Below are 20,526 nucleotides of genomic sequence, written 5' to 3'. Positions count from 1 at the left end.
GCACTTGCCTTACAAGTAATAAAATAAAGGCTTCTGACAAAATTAGGTGTCAAAAATCACATTTTTGGATCCTCTTCTTCTGAAATTTCTTCGGAATCCTCTTCCTGCGGAATAATATTTATCGTTGGCTCCCGCAGTACATCTTTGTTAGCGATTTCCTTCTGAAGTGAAAGAAGTAAAGCCGGAAGCAGTAGCAGGTTAGAAAGCATGGCGAATAAAAGAGTTGCCGAAACCAGTCCGCCAAGAGCAACGGTGCCTCCAAAACTACTTATCATAAATACCGAAAAGCCAAAGAAAAGCACAATTGAGGTATAGAACATGCTTACACCCGTCTCCCGCAGTGCCGCATAAACCGATCTTTTTACCTTCCAGTTATTCGCCTTAAGCTCCTGCCGGTACTTGGCGAGAAAATGTATGGTATCATCTACCGAAATTCCAAAGGCAATACTAAATACAAGAATGGTCGAGGGTTTTATAGGTACACCAAGAAAGCCCATCATTCCGGCAGTTACCAGCAACGGCAGTAAATTCGGGATTAGAGAAACTAGGATCATTTTAAACGAACGGAACATCCAGGCCATGATCACAGCAATCAGAAAAATAGCCAGGCTTAAGGAGATGACAAGATTCTTTACAAGATAATTGGTCCCTTTCTGAAATATTAAGGCCTTCCCGGTCATTTCTATCGAAAACCGGTCTTCAGGAAAAATCTCCCTGATCTTTGGCCACAGGTCTTCTTCGATCTCCTCCATCTCCTGGGTGCCAATATCTTTCATAAAGCTTGTCATACGGGCGTAGCGGCCTGTGCTGTCTACAAAAGAGGTGAGCAGGTTATCACCGCTGGCATCCAGCCCCTTTGCATAAGGCAAAATAAAAGTTCTTTCTTGGGAGGTGGGCAGCTGGTAGTATTTTGGGTTGCCATTGTAATACGCTTGCTTGGCATACTTCACCAGGTTGACTATAGAAAGGGGAGGGGAAAGTTCATCTTCTTCGGCAATAAGTTCCTGGAGTTCCTCCATTTTCTTTAAGGTTGGCAGTTTCATCACTCCCTGCTCCCGCTTAGTGTCAATAACAATTTCTAATGGCATTACACCATCAAATTCTTCTTCAAAGAACTTAATGTCCTTAAAGAATGCTGCCTCCTGTGGCATATCTTCCAGCAGGCTTCCCGAAACCTTTATGGTATAAATTCCAATGATACTCGATACGAGTAAAATAAGGGAGATAATGAAAATGGCAATGCGGTGGTGCTTCACCATTCTTTCCATCCAGTTTACAAAGCCACCAATCCATCTTTTATTGAGGTGCTTGAGGTGTTTTTCCCGCGGCACATTCATGTAACTGTAGATAATGGGGATGATGAGCAGACTTAGAATAAAGATCGCAATGATGTTTATTGAAGCTACTATCCCAAATTCCTTGAGCAGGGTGCTTTCAGTAAGAATAAAGGTGGCAAACCCTGAGGCTGTGGTAAGATTGGTCATCAAAGTGGCATTCCCCACTTTGGTAATTACCCGCTGCAGTGACTTTGCCTGGTTGCCGTGTTTCTGGATCTCCTGCTGATATTTATTGATGAAGAAAATGCAGTTGGGAATTCCTATTACAATAATTAATGGCGGAATGATAGCGGTAAGCACGGTGATCTCATAATGTAAAAGCCCCAGCACGCCAAAAGCCCACATTACACCTATAACTACGGTAATCATTGAAATTACGGTAGCGCGCACACTTCTAAAGAAAAAGAAGAAGATAAGGGAGGTCACCAGTAAGGCTGCGCCAATGAACAATCCTATTTCATCAATAATATTTTGGGAGTTGAGGGTGCGTATATACGGCATGCCCGATACATAAACATTTAGCCCATACTCCTCTTTAAACTTTTCTACTAACGGGATAAGCTCTTCTACTACAAAAGTCTTGCGCTGGCCGGTGTTCACTATTTCCTGGTCCAGGTACACCGCAGTTTGCACGGTATTGGAATGCCTGCTGTAAACAAGACCTTCGTAAAATGGCAAATCCTGAAACAATTTTTCCCGGTATTCTTTTACCTGCTGGTCATTGGGGTTAGCCTCTTTGATAAACGGAACCATCTCAAAACGCCCCGGATCTTCAAATTTTTCAAGTTTTTTTAAGTTGCCTAAGGCTACAGTGAACTCAACTTCCTGAAAATTGATTAAGCTGTCGGCCAGTTCATTCCAGGCGGTAAAATTCCTGGGGGTAAAGAGTGCTGTATCATTAACAGCCATGACAATAACATTCCCTTCTTCCCCAAATTTATTCAGGAATTCCTGGTACTGGAGGTTAATGGGATCATCATCGGGCAGGAGGTTGGCTTCAGTATAGGAAAACCTCATGTTCTTCCACTGTAAAGCGAGAAATACGGTACAGGCAGTAATTAATACCAGGATGAGGATCCTGTTCCGAAGAATAGTGCGTGCAACAGTATTCCAGAACTCAAAGCCGAGGATTTTAGACATGGGAAAAATTTGTTTTGCAAAGGTATGAAAGCATGTAAACTTTTTCCAACGTAGCGATCCCGAAAAAGGACAAAAAAAGCGACTTAAAAAGCCGCTTTTTGAAAGGTATGGTTCAACTGTCTTATTAGACGGTCATGATCTCTTTTTCTTTTACGGCCAGCACCTTCTCAATCTTCTCGATATAGGTATCTGTAAGCTTTTGGATTTCGGCTTCTCCTGTTTTTTGAAGGTCTTCAGAAATATCAAGCTTTTTAATGTCCTGGTTGGCATTTTTGCGGTCGTTTCTTACTCCAATTTTTGCATCTTCAGCTTCGGCTTTGGCCTGTTTTGCCAATTCGCGACGACGCTCCTCTGTTAAAGGGGGAACATTAATGATCACGCTGTCTCCGTTATTCATTGGGTTGAATCCGAGGTTTGCCTGCATAATGCCTTTTTCAATGGCAGTGATCATGTTCTTCTCAAATGGCTGAATGGTAAGGGTGCGCGCATCGGGCGTGTTTACGTTGGCCACCTGGTTAAGCGGGGTCTGGCTTCCGTAGTAATCTACTCTTACGCTACCAAGCATTGCCGGGGTGGCTTTCCCGGCCCTAATGTTGAGTAATTGTTTCTCAAGGTGAAGAATGGCTTGATCCATTGCTTCTTTTGTGCTATCGATTATAAAATCTAACTCGTCGTCCATTTCTAAAAATTAATTTTTAAAAATTATATAAGTCTTGTTCGTCTAAAAATTTACTTTGGTACCAATTTTTTCTCCGATTACTACCTTTTCTAGGTTGCCCGGTTTGTTCATGTCAAACACGATAATTGGCAATTTATTTTCCTGGCTAAGGGTGAAAGCCGTAGTGTCCATCACCTTTAATCCTTTTGTAAGTACATCGTCAAAGCTGATAAAGTCAAATTTCTTTGCTTTTTTATCAATTTCAGGATCTGCTGTATAGATTCCATCAACGCGTGTACCTTTTAGAATAACGTCTGCGTCTATTTCGATAGCACGTAAAACTGCTGCCGAATCTGTTGTGAAGTAGGGATTACCTGTGCCACCTCCAAAAATGACTACCCGGCCTTTCTCAAGGTGTCGCATAGCTTTTCTTCGGATAAATGGCTCGGCCACTTCATTGATCTTTATGGCCGATTGTAACCTGGTTTGAATACCGGCATCTTCGAGGGCCGATTGCAGGGCCAGGCCATTGATTACCGTGGCCAGCATTCCCATGTGGTCTCCGGTTACGCGATCCATTCCACGGCTCGCACCTGCCACCCCTCTAAAGATATTACCACCTCCAATGACTATAGCTACCTCAACTCCCCTGTTAGTCACTGCTTTTATTTCTTTGGCATATTCGGCTAAACGTATTGGGTCGATTCCGTATTGGCGGGTTCCCATGAGAGCCTCGCCCGAAAGTTTTAATAAAATTCTTTTGTAATGCATCTACGTGATTTGATGGGTTGTGCAAAACTAAGGAATTTATTAATGTGATATAGCGATAAAAAAGATTATTGGCACGTGCCGGCAGGGAAGATGATTTTCCTATTTTTAACCATGAAGAAATAATTACTTCAAATTAAATTTCACAATGAAGAAAACAGTTGTTTTAAAGGCTTTACTGGTCTTGAGTATCTTTTTAGGATTTTCCTGTGATAAGAATGATGCTATTGAAGGAACCCTGCCGGGCACATGGATTGAAGTGCAACCTGTATATGAACGCACCACACTTTTGTTTTCTTCGGAAAATAAAATGGTAAAAATAGATGGAGAGGGCAATGAAGAGAATTTCTCTTATGAAATTAAAGGAGATTCAATTCATTTGAGTAAACCCGGACAGGAAGATATGCGTAGATTTTTCTTTAAGAAACTTGATCCCGCAAGGTTCCAGATAGGAAATTTTTACACCACCAATCCTGAGGTTGAAGGTGCTTTTATGATCTTTGAACGACAATAATGGGTCTCAAAAAAGGCAAAAAACCCGCTCCTTTTTGGAAGCGGGTTTTTTATTGTATAAAAAGTTTAATGCTTATCCTAAAGCAACTCTTTCAAAAGCAACTACAGAAAGATTGGCATTCTCAGACTTTACATATTCAGCAACAGACATTTTACTGTCTTTGATGAAATCCTGGTTTACAAGAGTGTTGTCTTTAAAGAAACGCTTGATCTTACCTTTAGCGATATTGTCAAGCATACCTTCTGGCTTACCTTCCTGTCTTAGTTGATCTTTAGCGATCTCTATTTCTTTCTCGATCACAGACTGGTCAACACCTTCTTCATTAAGAGCAACAGGGTTCATGGCAGCTGCCTGCATAGAAACGTTCTTGGCAATTTCGTCAGCGTTTTCTGTTTGTTCAGAAAGTCCTGTCAAAACAGCAATCTTGTTACCTGCGTGGATGTAAGAACCTACGAAAGGAGCTTCAAGAGTCCTGAAGTCACCAATCTCGATTTTCTCACCAATAACACCAGTTTGTTCAGTTAATTTCTCCTGTACAGTGATGCCTTTGTAATCTTTTGCAAGTAGTTCTTCTTTTGAATTTACGTTCAAAGCAAGATCAGCGAAGTCTTGAGCAAGTTGAATGAAAGATTCATTCTTAGCAACGAAATCTGTCTCACAGTTAAGGGAAACGATCACACCTCTGGTGTTGCCTTCATTCACTGTAGCAATTACGGCTCCTTCAGAAGATTCTCTGTCGGCACGATTGGCAGCAACTTTTTGGCCTTTCTTACGAAGTACTTCAATAGCTTTTTCGTAATCTCCTTCGGCTTCAACCAATGCCTTTTTACAGTCCATCATACCGGCACCGGTTGCTTTTCTCAATTTATTTACTTCTGCGGCGGTTATATTAGCCATAGTCTTAAATGTATTTTATTAAAAAAAAAATAAGTCGTTTAGTTAAATTCAAATGAATGCAACCAAACGACTTACAGATCAATATTATTAACTTCTATTCTTCTTCGTCGTTAGAGCTTGCATTAGCTAAAGTCTCTTTTTTAGACTCCAGCTTTACATCCTGCTGAGCTTCTTTCATGTCTTTTTTATCCTGTGGATCTGTAGACGGAACTTCAGCTTCTACTCTTGGCTTTCTTGCCTTAGGAGCTTTTTTTGCAGGTTTGTCTTCTGCAGAATCTTCTTCTTTACCTTCTTTTCCTGAAGCTTTTCTTTCAGAAAGGCCTTCTACGATAGAGTCGGCCACGTAAGAAACTACTTTGCTAATTGATTTGGAAGCATCATCGTTTGCAGGGATAACATAATCCACATCTCTTGGATCTGAATTGGTGTCAACCATTGCAAAAATTGGAATGTTTAATTTTTGAGCTTCTTTAACCGCGATGTGTTCACGAGTGATGTCTACTACGAATAGGGCACCTGGAAGGCGGCTCATATCGGCAATAGAACCTAAGTTTTTATCCAACTTAGCTCTTAAACGATCTACTTGTAAGCGTTCTTTCTTAGAAAGTGTGTTGAAAGTACCGTCTTTCTTCATTCTATCGATAGAAGCCATTTTCTTAACAGCTTTACGAATAGTAACGAAGTTGGTCAACATACCACCAGGCCATCTTTCGGTGATGTAAGGCATGTTAGCTCTTTCGGCTTGTTCAGCAACAATTTCTTTTGCTTGTTTCTTGGTAGCTACGAAGAGTATTTTTCTACCACTGGCTGCAATTTTGCTAAGAGCCTCACCGGCTTCCTGCATTTTAGCAGCACTCTTGTATAGGTTGATGATGTGAATCCCATTGCGCTCCATGTATATGTAAGGCGCCATGTTCGGGTTCCATCTTCTTGTGAGGTGTCCAAAATGTACACCTGCATCAAGTAATTCTTTTACTTCTACTTTGTTTGCCATTTTTGTAATAGTTTACGTTCTGTTGAGATAGCAACAACCAGGTGGCGATACAATATCAGGCCCTGACCGTTTAGATGCTAAACTAACCACCGGCACTTCGACGAGCTTAGTGTGATTCCGGAGTAACAACAAAAATCTAATGATTTAAATGAACTTTTAGTGTCTTTAAACACCAAATAATATTAACGTTTAGAGAACTGGAATTTCTTACGAGCTTTCTTCTGACCGAATTTCTTACGTTCAACCATTCTTGGGTCTCTGGTAAGTAATCCTTCTGGCTTAAGAGTGCTTCTGTTCTCGGCGTCTAACTCTACCATAGCTCTTGAAAGGGCAAGGCGAATAGCTTCGGCCTGTCCTGTGATCCCACCACCGTAAACATTTACTTTGATGTCAAAGCTTTCGTTGTTTCCGGTCATGTTAAGAGGCTGTCTTACCTTGTACTGAAGCGTGCTTGTAGAGAAGTAATCCTTAACGTCTTTTTTGTTTACAGTGATGTTCCCGCTTCCTGTAGAAACGTACACACGTGCAACAGCCGTTTTTCTACGGCCAATTTTGTGAATAACTTCCATTACTTAAGATCGTTTAAGTTAATAGTTTTTGGCTTTTGCGCCTGAACGTCATGCTCAGATCCAGCAAAAACTCTTAGGTTACGGAAAAGATCTGCTCCAAGTTTATTCTTTGGTAACATTCCTTTTACTGCATTTTCCACAAGTCTCTCAGGACCTTTTGTGAATAATTCCGTTGCAGTTAAACTTCTTTGACCCCCAGGATAGCCGGTGTGGCGAATGTACTCTTTAGAGTCCCATTTCTTTCCTGTTAAGTTGATCTTCTCGGCATTGATAACAACTACGTTATCACCGCAATCAACGTGTGGGGTAAAATTAGCTTTGTACTTTCCTCTTAGTAGCTTTGCTACTACAGAAGAAAGGCGGCCCAGGGCCTGTCCTTCAGCGTCTACAACAACCCACTCCTTATTTACAGTGGCTTTGTTGGCAGAAACCGTTTTGTAGCTTAATGTGTCCACACTAATTAAATTTACTTAATAATTAAACATTCCATTCCCTGCATAAAACAGGGGTGCAAATGTACAACTATAAATTTATATTACAAATGGCACTTTCAATAATTTAAAAGGTTTAAATAAACTGATTTTCAGGAGTATTTACTTTTATATAATAAGAGCCTTTTTTCTCTTCATAATGGGATTAGTGAAACCAACTGCCCCGCCTTCTTCTTTCAGAAACTTTTTTTGAATGAATTTTCCCTTCCTCTGGCCGCTTGCCTAAAGGGTTTAGTCGTTAAAAAGCACATAATCACCGATTAACGGATTTTTTTGTGTTAAAAAATTATTAAAAAAGATTAACTGCATTTATCTTTGCACCCTGTTTCAATGAAAAAGAAAAGGATAAGAAATGAAAAAAATGTTACAAAGAATGATGATTGGCGGAGTAGGACTAAGTATGCTAATTTCCTGTTCTGCAGATAGTGTGAATGATGATGCGCTATCCCTTAATGCCACAACCTCTACTGTGCCCACCCAAAATCTTACTATGAATGATTTGGCCGGCACCTGGAACATGTATTCCATGACCTCTGTTGGAGAAGGAAAGACTGTAGATTTTGATCTGGATGGGAATTCTACTTATGATCTCCTTAAAGAAACCGATTGTTTTGACAATATGTTTTTTGTTTTTGAAACCGATGGTGATGTTTTGACCGAAAATGCCAGACTGTTTTTTGACGGTACTTCTGGAAAATTTACCTGCGCTACCACAGGCCAGTACGCTGCGACATATCAAATAAGTGGGAATGACCTTACCGTTACTTTTACAGTGAATGGTGTGGAGTATACCCAGTCTAAAACCGTTTCCCGCTTCAGTGAAAATGGGAAAGAATATTTAAAAGTAACACTGACTGAAGCAGAGACCGATTCGGCTGTTTATGTAGCCAAAGATCCGGGAAACACTGTAGCTTCCGATATCAAGCAAATTGATATGGTATACCAAAGAGCTGAATAAAGTAATTTTTGCCCCAAAAAAGAATCCCCAAAAAAGTCATTTTTGGGGATTCTTTTTTAAGGTATAAGGAATAATGTTTAAGGAATATGGTTTTGGCAAACAAAAGTTAGTATTTAAAACCCTTGTTATACCTGCAGTGCTTATGCTACTTTAAAATCCTCATCTTTCAATTCAACACTAAATTTGATATTAGCTTTTAAAGCTCGGAATACTTTCAAAATCGTCTCAATAGTTACGTTTTTTGCATTTCGTTCTAGTTTGGAAATTTGCGATTTTTGAACACCTACCAATTCTCCGAGCTGTTCTTGAGTCAGTTGTCTTTCTTTTCTGGCAGATTTTATCATTTCTCCTAAAACTTCCAATTTCAGGTCAAACTCATATTTGTCACGCTCCTTTGTTCCAACTTCACCAATATGTTTGTCTTTCATTTGATCGAGCGTCATCATTTTCATTTTTTCCTTTGGGGTGTCCATAACCTTTGATTTTTATTGCTCAAAATATTCTTTCTTTATCTGTTTTGCTTTTTCAATTTCTTCTTTTGGCACTTTATCGGTTTTTTTGATAATGCCGTGTGTGGAAATTACAAGTGTTTCAGTTTTTCCCGTTTTATCCCAGAAGGCAAATAATCTATATTGTAGTCCTCTGAATTTGGTTCTGAATTCCCATATATCATCTGTAAGTTTCTTGAATAATTTTGGGTCGTTTACAAGTTTCGCTTTATCTAAATTGTAATAAATTTTCTTTCTCGTTTTCTCGTCCAGGTTTTCAAGAAAGTCAATTGCCTGCTCTAGAAAAACGACTTCAAACTTTTTCTCCATTCAGATTGCTTTGTTGTTCTCCAACAACAAAGCTAATGCAAAGTTTCTATATATGGAAACTTTTGTAGATGAGATTACATCATAAGTAACATTTTTGAATCATGTATCTCCTTAATCCTTGCCTTAATGTGCTTCCAGCCAGTTTTCTCCCAGGCCAAGTTCTACTTCCAGGGGTACTTCCATCTTAAAGGCGTTCTCCATTTCATGTTTCACCATTTTTTCAATGTCCTGCAATTCGGGACGGTACACATCAAAAACAAGTTCATCATGAACCTGTAGCAACATTTTTGTTCGGTAATTGCCCTCCTGTAGCTTTTCGTGGATATTGATCATAGCCAGCTTAATGATATCGGCGGCACTTCCCTGTATGGGGGCGTTTACAGCATTCCTTTCGGCTGCACTCCGCACCATCTGGTTACGGGAATTAATATCCCGCAAATACCTTCTTCTGCCAAGCACTGTTTGCACATACCCATGTTCGCGGGCAAATTCTACCTGTTCACTAATAAAATTCCGGAGCTTTGGATAGGTCTTATAATAAGTGTCTATAAGTTCTTTTGCTTCTCCTCTTGAAAGTTCGGTTTGATTGCTTAATCCAAAAGCTGAAACCCCGTATACAATTCCGAAGTTCACAGTTTTTGCATTGCTCCGTTGTTCCCGGGTCACCTCTTCTATAGGAACATTAAAAACTTTTGCAGCCGTAGAAGCGTGAATATCCTGATTCTGTTGAAATGCAGAGATCATATTATCTTCCTGGCTCAAGGCTGCGATAATTCTTAGTTCTATCTGGGAATAATCTGCCGCCAGTAAAATATGGTCTTCATCTCTGGGGACAAATGCCTGTCGCACCTGTCGCCCTCTCTCTGTACGAATTGGAATATTTTGAAGATTGGGGTTTGTTGAGCTCAATCTTCCTGTAGCTGCAACCGTCTGCATATAATCTGTATGCACTCTGCCCGTATTCTCATTTACCTGCAGGGGCAGGGCATCAATATAGGTGTTCTTGAGTTTTACGAGTCCGCGGTAGTCGAGTACCTGCCGCACTATTGCATGCTGCGGCGCCAGGGCCGATAGAATTTCTTCGCCCGTAGAATATTGTCCAGATTTTGTTTTTTTTGGCTTCTCTACCAGTTTCAGTTTTTCAAATAAAATAATACCGAGCTGTTTTGGAGAGCCTATATTAAACTCTTCTCCTGCGGTCTCAAAAATGGCATTTTCAAGCTGCTTTATATCTTTATCTAATGCTTCGGAAAGGCTCGCCAAAAAGTCTTTATCCAGTCTTATCCCTTCCAGCTCCATATCGGCCAGCACCCGTACCAACGGAATCTCAATCTCATTGAAAAGTTTTTCAGTATTGGCCTCCTTTAATTCAGGTGTAAAATGCTGTTTCAGCTGAAGGATCACATCGGCATCTTCAGCACTAAATTCGGTTTGCTGCTCCAGCGAAATATCACGCATGGATTTTTGGTTCTTTCCTTTTCCCAGCAATTCTTCCACAAAAACGGGAGAATAATTTAAATAGGTTTCTGCAAGTACATCCAGACTGTGGCGCATATCGGGGTTGATAAGGTAATGCGCGATCATGGTATCAAACAGCGGCCCTTTGAACCTGATGTTGTACTTGGCCAGTACTTTAATATCGTGTTTTAAGTTTTGCCCTACTTTTTCAATGTCTTCAGCTTCAAAGAAAGGACGGAGTTTTTCCATGACTTCCTGTGCTGCGGCCCGATCTTCGGGTACCGGAAGATAAAATCCTTTTCCGGCTTCCCATGAAAATGCAACACCAATAATTTCTGCGGAAAGAGGGTTCGATCCGGTGGTGGTGAACTCAAAACAAACGCACTTTTGCTTCATTAAATTCTGAAGGAAAAGCTCCATTGCAAAACCGGAATTTACGCTCTGGTAAACATGAGGTACATCTTTAATGGTCTTTCTTCCTGAAAATTTCTCCACACTTTCGGCTGCTTCGGTGCCAAAAAGGGAAAATTGTCCGGCTCCTGCTTCCCGTTCCTGGGCTTTTGCGGTAGCTGTGCTGGTTACCTGGGTAGGCCTGGCTGTTTCTTCTCCCGAAAACAACTTCAAAAATTGCTCTTTTAGACGCCTGAATTCCAGTTCTTCAAAGATCTCCTGTACCTTTTCGGCATCGGGTATAGAAAGTTCATAATCTTCAGCGTGAAATTTCACATCACAGTCGGTCATAATGGCGGCCAATTGTTTAGACATCATACCCTGTTCGGCATGGGCCTCCACTTTTTCGCGCATCTTCCCTTTGAGCTTGTCGGTATTTGCCAGCAGGTTTTCCATGCTGCCAAACTCTTTCAGGAATTTCTTGGCAGTTTTTTCACCCACTCCCGGCAGTCCCGGAATATTATCTACTGCATCGCCCATCATTCCGAGGAAATCTATCACCTGCTCGGGGCGTTCTACAGCAAATTTCTTCTGTACTTCGGGGATTCCCCAAATTTCAATTCCGTTACCCATGCGGGCCGGGCGGTACATAAAGATGTTTTCGGAGACCAGCTGCGCAAAATCTTTATCGGGCGTTACCATGAAGACTTTATAACCTTCTTTTTCTGCCTGTTTTGCCAGGGTGCCAATAATATCATCGGCCTCACAGCCGGGCAGCACCACCACGGGAATGTGCATGGCAGTCAATATTTCCTGGATGTAAGGAATAGCTTTTAAAATAGGTTCGGGCGTGGCATCGCGGTGCGCCTTGTAAGCCTCAAACAATTCGGTGCGGGCAACACTTCCTTCCTTGTCAAAACACACGGCCAAATGATCGGGCTGCTCACGCCTTATAACGTCAAACAGCGAATTCATAAAGCCCATAATGGCCGAGGTGTCAAGACCCTTGGAGTTCACAATGGGATTGTTGATAAAAGCGTAATATCCCCTAAAAATCAGGGCGTAAGCATCGAGAAGGAATAGGCGTTTTTGTTCGGGCATGAATTAAATTTTAAGAGGATAAATTTACGAAACTTAAATGAGTATTAAGGTGCCTTGCACGGGAGTGAGGTTTATGTATTCAGTGTTAATCCAATAGCAGTGAATTGTAAGTTTAAAGCCAATAACCCTGCGCCCTCAAAAAAGTATGCCGGTATGCTTTTTCTGAAAAACATACCGGCACAACGCTTTTTTATCTATAAACTTCAGGAGTAACCTGACTTTTACACGGATAATTCTCTGTTCCTGTTTCTAAATCCGTAGAAAAAGATATACCCATAACATAACATGACCAGGATAAGGGCAAGATTAAATCCGAAGGAATCTGTAAGGTATCCAAAAGCAGGAGGAATAATGGCACCACCCACAATCATGGTACACAATACCCCCGAGCCCTGTGGTTTGTTGTCGCCAAGCCCGTCAAGTGCAAGACTAAAAATGGTGGGAAACATGATAGAATTGAACAGCCCTACCGCGATAAGCGTCCACATGGCTACCAGCCCCGTGGTAATATTTGAAATGAATACCAACCCAATAGCACAGACAGCAAAGGTGCTCAATACCATTGCCGGATTAAGAATTTTGGTAAGATAGGAACCAATAAAGCGGCCAATCATGGCACCGGTCCAATAGAAGGTAACAAAAACACCCACTACGGCCATATCTGTAGACGTGGTAACGCCCGAAGACAGGATCCATTCGGCGAGGGTTCGCATAAATGGCGTTTCCCGAATCACGTCGGGCAGGTTAAGAGTCAGGAAATAGTTGACCATATATGAACCTATCGCTACTTCGGCACCCACGTAGAAGAACAAACCAAAGGCACCCATAATAAGATTTCGGTCTTTAAGAACTACGCCATAATCATTAGAAGCTTCGGTATCTGTTACCTTCGGAAGGTTTACAAAAAGGAATACCAGTGCGATAAGGATGATAAAAATTGCAATTCCCACGAAAGGCGTTTGTACGGCTGCAGCTTCCGAAGCATAGTATTTTACCTGTTCAGCTTCGGTCATGTAAGCGATCTCTTCTTTGGTCATTACCTTGTCGCTTAAAATCAATAAAGCTCCCAAAGCCGGAGCGATAGCAGTTCCCAGGGAATTAAAAGCCTGCGAAAGGTTAAGACGGCTGGATGCAGTCTTTGCCGGGCCCAGTATAGTTACGTATGGGTTGGCTGCCACCTGTAGGATGGTGATCCCACCCGCCAGTATAAAATAACCCAGCATAAATACTCCAAACACGCGGTAAGATGCCGCAGGCCAAAACAGGAGGCACCCTGTAGCCATGGTGAAAAGCCCCAGTACAATCCCTTTTTTATATCCTATTTTAGAGAGCAGCCAGCCCGCCGGGATTGACAATAAGAAATAGGCGCCAAAAAAGGCAAATTGAACCATCCCTGCCTGGAAGTAAGAAAGCGTAAAGACTTCTCGTAACCTTGGGATTAGCGAGTCAACCAGCACGGTAATAAAGCCCCATAAAAAGAAGAGGACAGTAAGAAAGATAAATGCGGTACGATAGGATTTTTTTTGTTCCATTTTTAAATGTAGGGTTTAGTAGGGATGTTTGCTATTGGTTGCCTTTTTTTGCCACACTTCTCTTAGCGCCAGAAAACGTTGTAGCGGCAAGGGCCGAAAAAGATATTCCCCGGTGGGGGTGTCGTAAACACGTTGATAAAATGCCATTTTTGACAGGTTAGCGCAATCATTATAAAGGGAAACTGTAGTTGCTTTGGCTGCACCACGTGAGGTGTTCTTTGTAAAATGATGTGTTTTCAAATTAGCTAAAGCACAGTTAAAGAAAAATCTGCCGTAAATGTATGAAAACTGATCCAGAAATTGTGTGCCTGTAAAGCTGCGGCTGTATAAGAATGCTCATGTTTTAAGCTGAAAATTTATTAGCCTGTTTAAGACCATTTTACAAGCTCGGAGCATATATTTTTGCTGAAGTTAGGCCAATGCAATTCTCTTCCGCAGAAATTTTGCGCCAGATCATTACATTTTAAAATGCTGAAGTACTTACTTATGCAAAATATTAATTGTGCTATAAATGAAAGATTTGGCAGGCCGCAACTTTTGGCAGGGCTTTCGCAGTACCTTTGCAGCTTAAAAATTTTTACATGCGCTGGATCATTTTTGTAGTTATTTACGTCATTCTCGATATATACGCATATCAGGCTTTTAAAACCGTTACCCGCCATTCCTGGATCTACTTTATCTATCTCGCCCTTTCTCTTGGAGTTTTGGGGTATTTGCTGTACCAGTTCAATGTGCCCGAAAAACAGGGGCTTACCGGGGCGCGTAGTTATGCGATTGGGTTCTTTCTCGCTTTTTTTGTGCCTAAACTTATCCTTTTTGTGCTTTTATTTGGCGAAGATCTGGTAAGGTTGGTGGTGAGTGGTTTTCAAAAACTGGCACATTCAAATGCAGATTATTCATTACCGTCTCGGCGTAAGTTTGTGAGCCAGATAGCCATGGGGATTGCAGCTATTCCCTTCGCTTCGCTGCTCTACGGAATGTACCAGGGGCGATACAACTATAAGGTTTTAAAGTACGTTTTAAATTTTGACGACCTGCCCGAAGCATTTGACGGCTACAGGATCACCCAGATAAGCGACATTCACTCCGGAAGTTTTGACAATCCTGAAAAGATCCGCTACGGAATAGATCTAATTAATGAGCAAAAGAGCGATGCCGTGATGTTTACGGGAGACCTGGTGAACAATACAGCATCTGAAATGGACCCGTGGAAGGAAGTTTTTTCCACGATCTCTGCGCCCGATGGTGTTTTCTCGGTCTTGGGAAATCACGATTATGGCGATTATGTGAACTGGGAATCTGCAACGGCAAAAAAGGCAAATTTGGAGGCTCTTAAAGGAGTGCACCGGGAGATGGGCTGGAACCTTTTGCTTGATGAACACAAGAAAATTACCCGTGGCAGTGATGCTATTGCAATTGTGGGAGTAGAGAACTGGGGCGCCGGGTTTAAGCAGGTGGGAGATCTTAATAAAGCCGCCAGGGAACTTTCGGAAGAGGAATTCAAGATCCTCCTGTCGCACGACCCGTCTCACTGGCAGGAAAAGGTGAAGAAAGATCAAAAGAAATTTCATCTTACGTTAAGCGGACATACCCACGGAATGCAGTTTGGAATAGAAATTCCGGGCTGGTTTAAATGGAGTCCGGCACAGTACAGGTATGAACACTGGGCGGGGATCTATAATGAAGCCGGACGTTTTCTCAATGTGAACCGTGGCTTCGGATTTTTGGCTTACCCGGGTCGGGTAGGGATTTGGCCTGAAGTTTCGGTAATTGAACTTCGGAAGGGGCCAAAACCCGCATGAAACAAACTTTTGACTATATTTGAGAAAGGCTGCAGGAGCTCATGTTTCTGCAGCCGACTATAAATTTCAGGTATATGTCGAAATTTGGAGAGTTAATCGATTTGCAGGTGCCGGTCCTGCTGGAGTTCTACACCCACTGGCATGAAGCTTCCGAAGCTATGAATCCGGTTTTAAAAGATGTTGCAGCGGCATTGGGCGACAGGGCCAGGGTCATCAAAATTGATGTTGATAAGAATTCTGAACTTGCTGAAGCTTTGCGAATAAAAGGCCTGCCTACGCTAATGATCTATAAGGAAGGGGAGATGAAGTGGAGGCAGAGCGGAGAACAGGATGCCAACACGCTGATTGGCCTTATTAAAGAATATGTATAAAAATAGGTTCCAAAAATGGCATTTTTGGAACCTATTTTAGTTTTTGTTCGGCTTTACTTCTGAAGGAAATTGCTTCAAAAAGTTATTCAGTTCATGAAGATGATTTCCGTAGAAAAACGCAAAGCACTACTTCTGCCAAAATTAGATCTGCGCTACAAAATCTGAAAAAACCTGCTTATGGCGTTCAAGATCAAGATCTGGCGATACAGAAACTCGCGCAATGTAGTCTTTATCGTCTTCTTTAGTAGTTCCCTGTGTAGATGTTGCAGGAATAGTCCAGTAACAGCCTTTTAATTGCCCATAGCTTACGCAGTACTTGCTCTCATTGGGGATCTCGCTAATCATCATGCCAATTAGCTTTTGATTTAATGCCCTTTTATAAGTTTCCCTTTCTTCGGCAGTGTCGCCTTTTGTAGGAAGATCAAGTGAAAATACTGATGGGGTGAATCCCTGGCTCGCAAGTTCTTCTGAAACAAAATTTATTTTTGCTCCGGGTAAGGTTTCGTGGATGTAATTGACAAATTCCCGCGTGTTTTTGTAAGCCTCCTTGATCCTTTGGTTCATTGACGGAAGTTGCTCAGCCAGTATTTCAACCTGAAGATGGGTAGCCTCATTGTCACAAAGTTTTAGATGCCTGTCAATTTTATCAAGCAATCCTTCGGCTTTTTCATTGGCAACACAATAGCCCGCAGTACATTTTCCGCCACTGGGAAATTTTGATCCGCTCACATAAGATATGACTCGCGTATTAGAAAGGATGCCATCTTTAGCCGGGAACTGCACATTTGGGCAGAAGGTTTGATCTAAAATAAAAACAGGGTCAATAGCAGGCTGGCCATTTGCGGTTTCGCGTGCTTTCCCGAGAACTGCCTTTAGGTTATCAAAATTGGGCACTTCTACCCGTGGATTGGTGGGTATTTCAGCAATGATATAAGGAACGGCATCCTGCTGTGCGATCTTTTCTAAAACCGCATCAATGCTATCTACCATATTGTTGTTCCCGTCAACAAGTAAATCTACTACTTCAACATGATCAAGACAGGCGGCAACCCTTCGTGCCTGGTCGTTTGTGCCGCCATAACAGTTAGGTGGCACAATGAATTTTATGTCTTTACCCGGATGTTTTTCAAGAGCACTGTCAACAAGCCCCATCATGATAGCGTACTGCATAGAAAGCCCAGATGACGCCAGTAATGCCTTAGAACCGGTAGCGGTAATCTCTTTAATAGACTTTAGCACACTGGCTTTATTGACTGCAAGATCATTTTGTGAGCGTTTATATGATTTCCCTGTTATAAGCTGTAAGGCAGCAAAAGAATCGGCCGGGGTCATGGCTATGGTTTCCCTTCTTCGCACATGCTGAATTTCGGAGACGTAATCGTCATTTTGATCTCCATTTACCAGTAAGATACTACCAAGCTGTGGATGGATCTGGATAAAAAAGTCGACAGTTGCCGGAAGGTCAACAGTACCAAAATCCGTTTTTTGGGAAATGAGGATTGTGCTGCCATCAAATTCAGGGATTTCTTCCAGATTGTTGATCTGCTTTATTTCGAAGTTATATCCGTAAACCCGTTTAACAACATCGGCATCAAAAAAGCCGGGTAATTCTTCAGTATAAAGAATGCGGGTGTTCTTCTTAGTGAAAAGATTTTTTCTAAGCACGGCCAGTACGGGAACTGTCCTGGATGAAAAACTGATCACATTTTGTGGCTTTAGATCATTCAGGCGGGCAATGGTCCATTCAAGGATACTGGACAGTGGATGTCCCAGCCGGATATAATCAAAAGCGGTAGGTAGGGCACTAAGTGCTTCTTTTTTTGAATTATTATTCTGGTATAAATTTTCGAACTGTCTTAAGAACTGGGTTTTTGCCTGTTCTTCATTGTAGATGTCCAGCCTGTGGGTAGTGAGTGTTACCCAGTCATTGGGCATATTTTTTAAAACTGCTTCAAGGTAATTTAGCACGTTTTTCTCTTTCATGGTCTTTACTTTCAAATGGACCTGCAAGATAGACCGAATTGGACTTATTACAAAAGAGATGATGCAGAATTGTTACTCCTGTTCCCGGGCCAGGATGAAGACAGTCTCCACTATCTGCATTTCATTTTAAAAAAAATACAGGGCTTTTTCAGAAGGAAAATTATGCATTGTTGATGTACTGACTTCGATGCTTTGTATCGGCTTAAAATCAGTGAGAAAGTTTTTTCCTGAAACTTCCTTTTATTAAAGCAATCACCATGAGTCCCAAACCTAAGCCTTCAATAAGGCCGATTGCGAAATCGTATTTTTCAGAAATATTTATAAAGTGGCTCACCAGTTGGGCGATTGCGATGATAAATATTCCTGCAGAAATGAGTAGTAGCGTTCTGGTTCTGGTTAATTTGTTCACTTTTGATGGTTTTAAATGTGGTACTTCTAGTTATAATATGCTGTTACTGGCAGAGAGTTTCCCGGTTTCTTTATTCTAGAATTCAGTTTTGAAATTGTCTGCATCTACAAATATTCGAAGCTGCTATATAAAAGCTGAATTACTGATGGTTAGGCATTCTCCACTTGCTGCACAGCGTCAAGATAATTTTCATAAGAATTTAAAGGAATTCCATTTCTATGCTCCTTTAAAGTTGAGAAGAACTTTATTTCGAACCATACTTTACCCAGCATTCTTTGCTCCTGGGGATTTAAGCTTTCATGATCGTAGATGATGTGCTGCATTTGTAGACGGGCCAACTCCTTAATGTCATTGGCTGCATTACTATGGGTAGGCAGATTCCTGATAGCTCCAACAATTATGTAAGTCTTTCCATAACCCACTTTAGAAACATACTGGTTGCCATACTTAAGCTCAAACACCTCTTTGTTTTCTTCCCATGCGTCTTTAAGCGAATCTCCCACCTTACCTACAGCAGTAAAGTTATCGTAGCCATGCGGGTATTTCACGCCGCCTACGAGAACAACATCTTCGGTCACCGGGTATTGTTCAATGATCGACTGGTAAAGCTCATCGGTAATGGCAAGGCTGATCCCGGCTTGCGGCCGGTAATTATTGTAAAAGAATCCGTCGAATAAGCGGTAAGGGTACATATATTCCAGCGGATTTACACTGAACTGCCAGACGGGGCTTTGAGATAAAGATTCATTTTTGTCAATGTAAGAAGTTTCAGAAATACCGAATGGATTACCCAGAGGCATATAAGTATTTGTGTTCATTCCAGATCCAAACTTTTCCTGATAAGGGAGATGCTGTTGCAGAAGGGTTTTTCCGTTCTTAATGACGGTGAGAGTTCGTTCTTCTGAAGCTGAATTGAAAACCATCTCGCTGGAGCTTAAATTGTCGCTCGAGGTAAAATTGACCGAAATGAGATCTCCGCCGTCATTATAGTTGTAAATAGTTGTGCCATCTTCACTAAAAACCTTCTTGGTTAACGGCTGTCCATTTTCATAAATGGTTTCAAACCATAGGCTCCCGTCAGGGTTATAATATTTAGACCAAAGTGGTTTGTTGTCCTCACTGCGGCTTACTTCCATATATAGATGATGGTTGGGGATGCCAGAGTATATTTTTGCTGATTTTATAAAACCATTTTCATAGTACTCATATTCTTTTGTAGGTTCATCGCTACCGTAGCGTGCCTCTTTTATCCAGCCATTTTCGTGCTGACTAATAAGCTCAAAATATTTGTTGGATTCAATAGAGTAATCAGTTTTTGGGGTATCGTCTTTTTGGCAGGATGACAATAGTAATACAAATACGAGGGCAAGGTAGTGATATAAATTTTTGACCATTTTAAGAGAAAGATGAAAAAATCGCATTGAATTAGTAATTAATAAGGCTAAAATAATATTTTAAAGTAAAGAGTTTAGAGAATTTCAGAAGCTGCCCAATCTCGATGCTGAAAGTTTTGCAGCACATCTTCAAAATAACTATTTCAGGGTTTTTGGTTCCAGAATTTCCCCAATGAGTTTTTTATAGTCCTCAACATTCTTATTGAAGTTGCTTTTTAAATGCATCCCTGTAAGAATTCCTGTTATCAACAATATCCCTACCACCAGATATGCATAGGAACTTCTATTGATTTCGAAAATTATTCCGGCTAACAAACCCAACCCCAGAATTACATGGCCATACATCAACAATTTTGCTAAGGGGTGGTGGGTAAAGGAAATTTTTACGTTGGTTGCGGTGTTAGGCTCCCTTCTTAATATTCTGCCATTGACAATAATGTTATTCTGAACATTTACTTCAAATGCCAGGAGAAGCCTTTTGCGTATTTTAAATTTTATTGAATCTATTTTTTCACGACTTGTTTTGAAAACAAATCTATTCCTGTCACCAAGGGAAGATTCTAACTTTTTGCTAATCTCTTCAGGACTAGTATTCACTTGAAAATTCCAGTCTTTCATAATTTTAGTCTAGACGTTTGTACTATATGTCTGCAAAAAATTCATTTTGTTAATTATTTTTTGCAGTTTTCATCTTTTTAAAGCTGTACTTAGTCTCATATATCAAGTAAGTTGCGGCCTGGGAAACTCAAATAAATCAGCTGTAGATGTAATTTTAAAAGTAGTCAAAAATGACATTTTTGGGAGGTATTCTATAGGTGGAGGTATTCAGTTATGATAACGTCCCGAATAACACAAGTGCGGATTGGGGCACGAAATTGATCTTTTAATTACTGTTTTTAAAGGTATCCAAAAATGCTATTTCTGTCTGGTCTGCCGCATTTG

Annotated in this window: 20 protein-coding genes; 4 read left to right on the top strand and 16 right to left on the bottom strand. The window is 41.1% G+C overall.

From position 1 onward, the window contains the following. Positions 1-56 precede the first annotated feature (56 nt). From OQ279_RS01575 to pyrH, 3 genes are all read right to left on the bottom strand, one after another. The gene (locus tag OQ279_RS01575) at positions 57-2,477 is read right to left on the bottom strand and encodes an efflux RND transporter permease subunit (protein WP_266068005.1); all 2,421 of its coding nucleotides are present in this window, start codon (positions 2,475-2,477) and stop codon (positions 57-59) included. A 124-nt stretch (positions 2,478-2,601) separates the two neighbouring features. Continuing rightward, complete coding sequence (gene frr, locus OQ279_RS01570) at positions 2,602-3,156, bottom strand: ribosome recycling factor (protein ID WP_266068004.1); 555 nt, start codon at positions 3,154-3,156, stop codon at positions 2,602-2,604. A 42-nt stretch (positions 3,157-3,198) separates the two neighbouring features. Further along, the gene (gene pyrH / locus OQ279_RS01565) at positions 3,199-3,906 is read right to left on the bottom strand and encodes a UMP kinase (RefSeq protein WP_266068003.1); all 708 of its coding nucleotides are present in this window, start codon (positions 3,904-3,906) and stop codon (positions 3,199-3,201) included. 145 nt (positions 3,907-4,051) lie between these two features. On the opposite strand from pyrH, the gene OQ279_RS01560 reads away from it, so the two are divergent. Next, on the top strand, positions 4,052-4,417 hold the full coding sequence (locus tag OQ279_RS01560) for a hypothetical protein (RefSeq protein WP_266068002.1): 366 nt from the start codon (positions 4,052-4,054) through the stop codon (positions 4,415-4,417). 72 nt (positions 4,418-4,489) lie between these two features. Here the strand turns inward: OQ279_RS01560 and tsf are convergent, their stop codons facing one another. From tsf to rplM, 4 genes are all read right to left on the bottom strand, one after another. Next, positions 4,490-5,314: a translation elongation factor Ts gene (tsf, locus tag OQ279_RS01555; RefSeq protein ID WP_266068001.1), complete on the bottom strand. Its 825-nt coding sequence runs from the start codon at positions 5,312-5,314 to the stop codon at positions 4,490-4,492. Positions 5,315-5,408: 94 nt separating this feature from the next. Next, positions 5,409-6,308 (bottom strand): 30S ribosomal protein S2, encoded by a 900-nt coding sequence (gene rpsB / locus OQ279_RS01550; RefSeq protein ID WP_266068000.1) that lies wholly within the window; start codon positions 6,306-6,308, stop codon positions 5,409-5,411. 182 nt (positions 6,309-6,490) lie between these two features. Further along, complete coding sequence (gene rpsI, locus OQ279_RS01545) at positions 6,491-6,877, bottom strand: 30S ribosomal protein S9 (protein ID WP_029035773.1); 387 nt, start codon at positions 6,875-6,877, stop codon at positions 6,491-6,493. Then, positions 6,877-7,332: a 50S ribosomal protein L13 gene (rplM, locus tag OQ279_RS01540; protein WP_266067999.1), complete on the bottom strand. Its 456-nt coding sequence runs from the start codon at positions 7,330-7,332 to the stop codon at positions 6,877-6,879. The genes rpsI and rplM overlap by 1 nt, the downstream gene beginning before the upstream one ends. Positions 7,333-7,720: 388 nt before the next feature. On the opposite strand from rplM, the gene OQ279_RS01535 reads away from it, so the two are divergent. Continuing rightward, positions 7,721-8,326 (top strand): lipocalin-like domain-containing protein, encoded by a 606-nt coding sequence (locus OQ279_RS01535; RefSeq protein ID WP_266067998.1) that lies wholly within the window; start codon positions 7,721-7,723, stop codon positions 8,324-8,326. A 140-nt stretch (positions 8,327-8,466) separates the two neighbouring features. Here the strand turns inward: OQ279_RS01535 and OQ279_RS01530 are convergent, their stop codons facing one another. The 5 genes from OQ279_RS01530 to OQ279_RS01510 all read right to left on the bottom strand — a co-directional run bounded on the left by OQ279_RS01530 (position 8,467) and on the right by OQ279_RS01510 (position 13,865). Next, the gene (locus OQ279_RS01530) at positions 8,467-8,799 is read right to left on the bottom strand and encodes a helix-turn-helix domain-containing protein (protein WP_266067997.1); all 333 of its coding nucleotides are present in this window, start codon (positions 8,797-8,799) and stop codon (positions 8,467-8,469) included. A 12-nt stretch (positions 8,800-8,811) separates the two neighbouring features. Next, entirely contained in the window at positions 8,812-9,144 is a 333-nt protein-coding gene (locus OQ279_RS01525) for a type II toxin-antitoxin system RelE/ParE family toxin (RefSeq protein ID WP_266067996.1), read from the bottom strand. Between the two features lie 123 nt (positions 9,145-9,267). After that, complete coding sequence (gene polA / locus OQ279_RS01520; RefSeq protein WP_266067995.1) at positions 9,268-12,093, bottom strand: DNA polymerase I; 2,826 nt, start codon at positions 12,091-12,093, stop codon at positions 9,268-9,270. A 221-nt stretch (positions 12,094-12,314) separates the two neighbouring features. Then, a complete protein-coding gene (locus OQ279_RS01515) occupies positions 12,315-13,625 on the bottom strand; it encodes a sugar MFS transporter (RefSeq protein WP_266067994.1) in 1,311 nt (436 codons plus the stop codon). A 15-nt stretch (positions 13,626-13,640) separates the two neighbouring features. After that, positions 13,641-13,865: a hypothetical protein gene (locus OQ279_RS01510; RefSeq protein ID WP_266067993.1), complete on the bottom strand. Its 225-nt coding sequence runs from the start codon at positions 13,863-13,865 to the stop codon at positions 13,641-13,643. A gap of 341 nt (positions 13,866-14,206) precedes the next feature. On the opposite strand from OQ279_RS01510, the gene OQ279_RS01505 reads away from it, so the two are divergent. Then, the gene (locus OQ279_RS01505) at positions 14,207-15,427 is read left to right on the top strand and encodes a metallophosphoesterase (RefSeq protein ID WP_266067992.1); all 1,221 of its coding nucleotides are present in this window, start codon (positions 14,207-14,209) and stop codon (positions 15,425-15,427) included. Positions 15,428-15,501: 74 nt separating this feature from the next. Next, positions 15,502-15,798, top strand: coding sequence for a thioredoxin family protein (locus tag OQ279_RS01500; protein WP_266067991.1), 297 nt, complete (start codon positions 15,502-15,504; stop codon positions 15,796-15,798). A gap of 141 nt (positions 15,799-15,939) precedes the next feature. Here the strand turns inward: OQ279_RS01500 and OQ279_RS01495 are convergent, their stop codons facing one another. From OQ279_RS01495 to OQ279_RS01480, 4 genes are all read right to left on the bottom strand, one after another. Further along, complete coding sequence (locus tag OQ279_RS01495) at positions 15,940-17,781, bottom strand: PLP-dependent aminotransferase family protein (RefSeq protein WP_266067990.1); 1,842 nt, start codon at positions 17,779-17,781, stop codon at positions 15,940-15,942. Positions 17,782-17,989: 208 nt separating this feature from the next. Next, positions 17,990-18,190 (bottom strand): hypothetical protein, encoded by a 201-nt coding sequence (locus OQ279_RS01490; RefSeq protein ID WP_266067989.1) that lies wholly within the window; start codon positions 18,188-18,190, stop codon positions 17,990-17,992. 149 nt (positions 18,191-18,339) lie between these two features. After that, on the bottom strand, positions 18,340-19,611 hold the full coding sequence (locus tag OQ279_RS01485; RefSeq protein ID WP_266067988.1) for a hypothetical protein: 1,272 nt from the start codon (positions 19,609-19,611) through the stop codon (positions 18,340-18,342). Positions 19,612-19,722: 111 nt separating this feature from the next. After that, complete coding sequence (locus OQ279_RS01480) at positions 19,723-20,202, bottom strand: DUF423 domain-containing protein (RefSeq protein WP_266067987.1); 480 nt, start codon at positions 20,200-20,202, stop codon at positions 19,723-19,725. Between the last annotated feature and the right edge of the window lie 324 nt (positions 20,203-20,526).

Origin of the sequence: Salinimicrobium profundisediminis (assembly GCF_026241755.1) — a bacterium.
Taxonomy (GTDB): domain Bacteria; phylum Bacteroidota; class Bacteroidia; order Flavobacteriales; family Flavobacteriaceae; genus Salinimicrobium; species Salinimicrobium profundisediminis.
The sequence above is the reverse complement of the archived record's forward strand: the minus strand, read 5'-3'. Positions and strand labels throughout refer to the sequence as shown.

Excerpts from the sequence above, each read along its gene's own strand:
- OQ279_RS01485 (WP_266067988.1), bottom strand. The coding sequence starts at position 19,611 with ATGCGATTTTTTCATCTTTCTCTTAAAATGGTCAAAAATTTATATCAC.
- polA (WP_266067995.1), bottom strand. The coding sequence starts at position 12,093 with ATGCCCGAACAAAAACGCCTATTCCTTCTCGATGCTTACGCCCTGATT.
- OQ279_RS01500 (WP_266067991.1), top strand. The coding sequence starts at position 15,502 with ATGTCGAAATTTGGAGAGTTAATCGATTTGCAGGTGCCGGTCCTGCTG.
- OQ279_RS01515 (WP_266067994.1), bottom strand. The coding sequence starts at position 13,625 with ATGGAACAAAAAAAATCCTATCGTACCGCATTTATCTTTCTTACTGTC.
- rpsI (WP_029035773.1), bottom strand. The coding sequence starts at position 6,877 with ATGGAAGTTATTCACAAAATTGGCCGTAGAAAAACGGCTGTTGCACGT.
- OQ279_RS01480 (WP_266067987.1), bottom strand. The coding sequence starts at position 20,202 with ATGAAAGACTGGAATTTTCAAGTGAATACTAGTCCTGAAGAGATTAGC.
- pyrH (WP_266068003.1), bottom strand. The coding sequence starts at position 3,906 with ATGCATTACAAAAGAATTTTATTAAAACTTTCGGGCGAGGCTCTCATG.
- OQ279_RS01505 (WP_266067992.1), top strand. The coding sequence starts at position 14,207 with ATGCGCTGGATCATTTTTGTAGTTATTTACGTCATTCTCGATATATAC.
- OQ279_RS01530 (WP_266067997.1), bottom strand. The coding sequence starts at position 8,799 with ATGGACACCCCAAAGGAAAAAATGAAAATGATGACGCTCGATCAAATG.
- OQ279_RS01575 (WP_266068005.1), bottom strand. The coding sequence starts at position 2,477 with ATGTCTAAAATCCTCGGCTTTGAGTTCTGGAATACTGTTGCACGCACT.
- OQ279_RS01495 (WP_266067990.1), bottom strand. The coding sequence starts at position 17,781 with ATGAAAGAGAAAAACGTGCTAAATTACCTTGAAGCAGTTTTAAAAAAT.
- tsf (WP_266068001.1), bottom strand. The coding sequence starts at position 5,314 with ATGGCTAATATAACCGCCGCAGAAGTAAATAAATTGAGAAAAGCAACC.
- OQ279_RS01535 (WP_266067998.1), top strand. The coding sequence starts at position 7,721 with ATGAAAAAAATGTTACAAAGAATGATGATTGGCGGAGTAGGACTAAGT.
- rpsB (WP_266068000.1), bottom strand. The coding sequence starts at position 6,308 with ATGGCAAACAAAGTAGAAGTAAAAGAATTACTTGATGCAGGTGTACAT.
- OQ279_RS01525 (WP_266067996.1), bottom strand. The coding sequence starts at position 9,144 with ATGGAGAAAAAGTTTGAAGTCGTTTTTCTAGAGCAGGCAATTGACTTT.
- frr (WP_266068004.1), bottom strand. The coding sequence starts at position 3,156 with ATGGACGACGAGTTAGATTTTATAATCGATAGCACAAAAGAAGCAATG.
- OQ279_RS01560 (WP_266068002.1), top strand. The coding sequence starts at position 4,052 with ATGAAGAAAACAGTTGTTTTAAAGGCTTTACTGGTCTTGAGTATCTTT.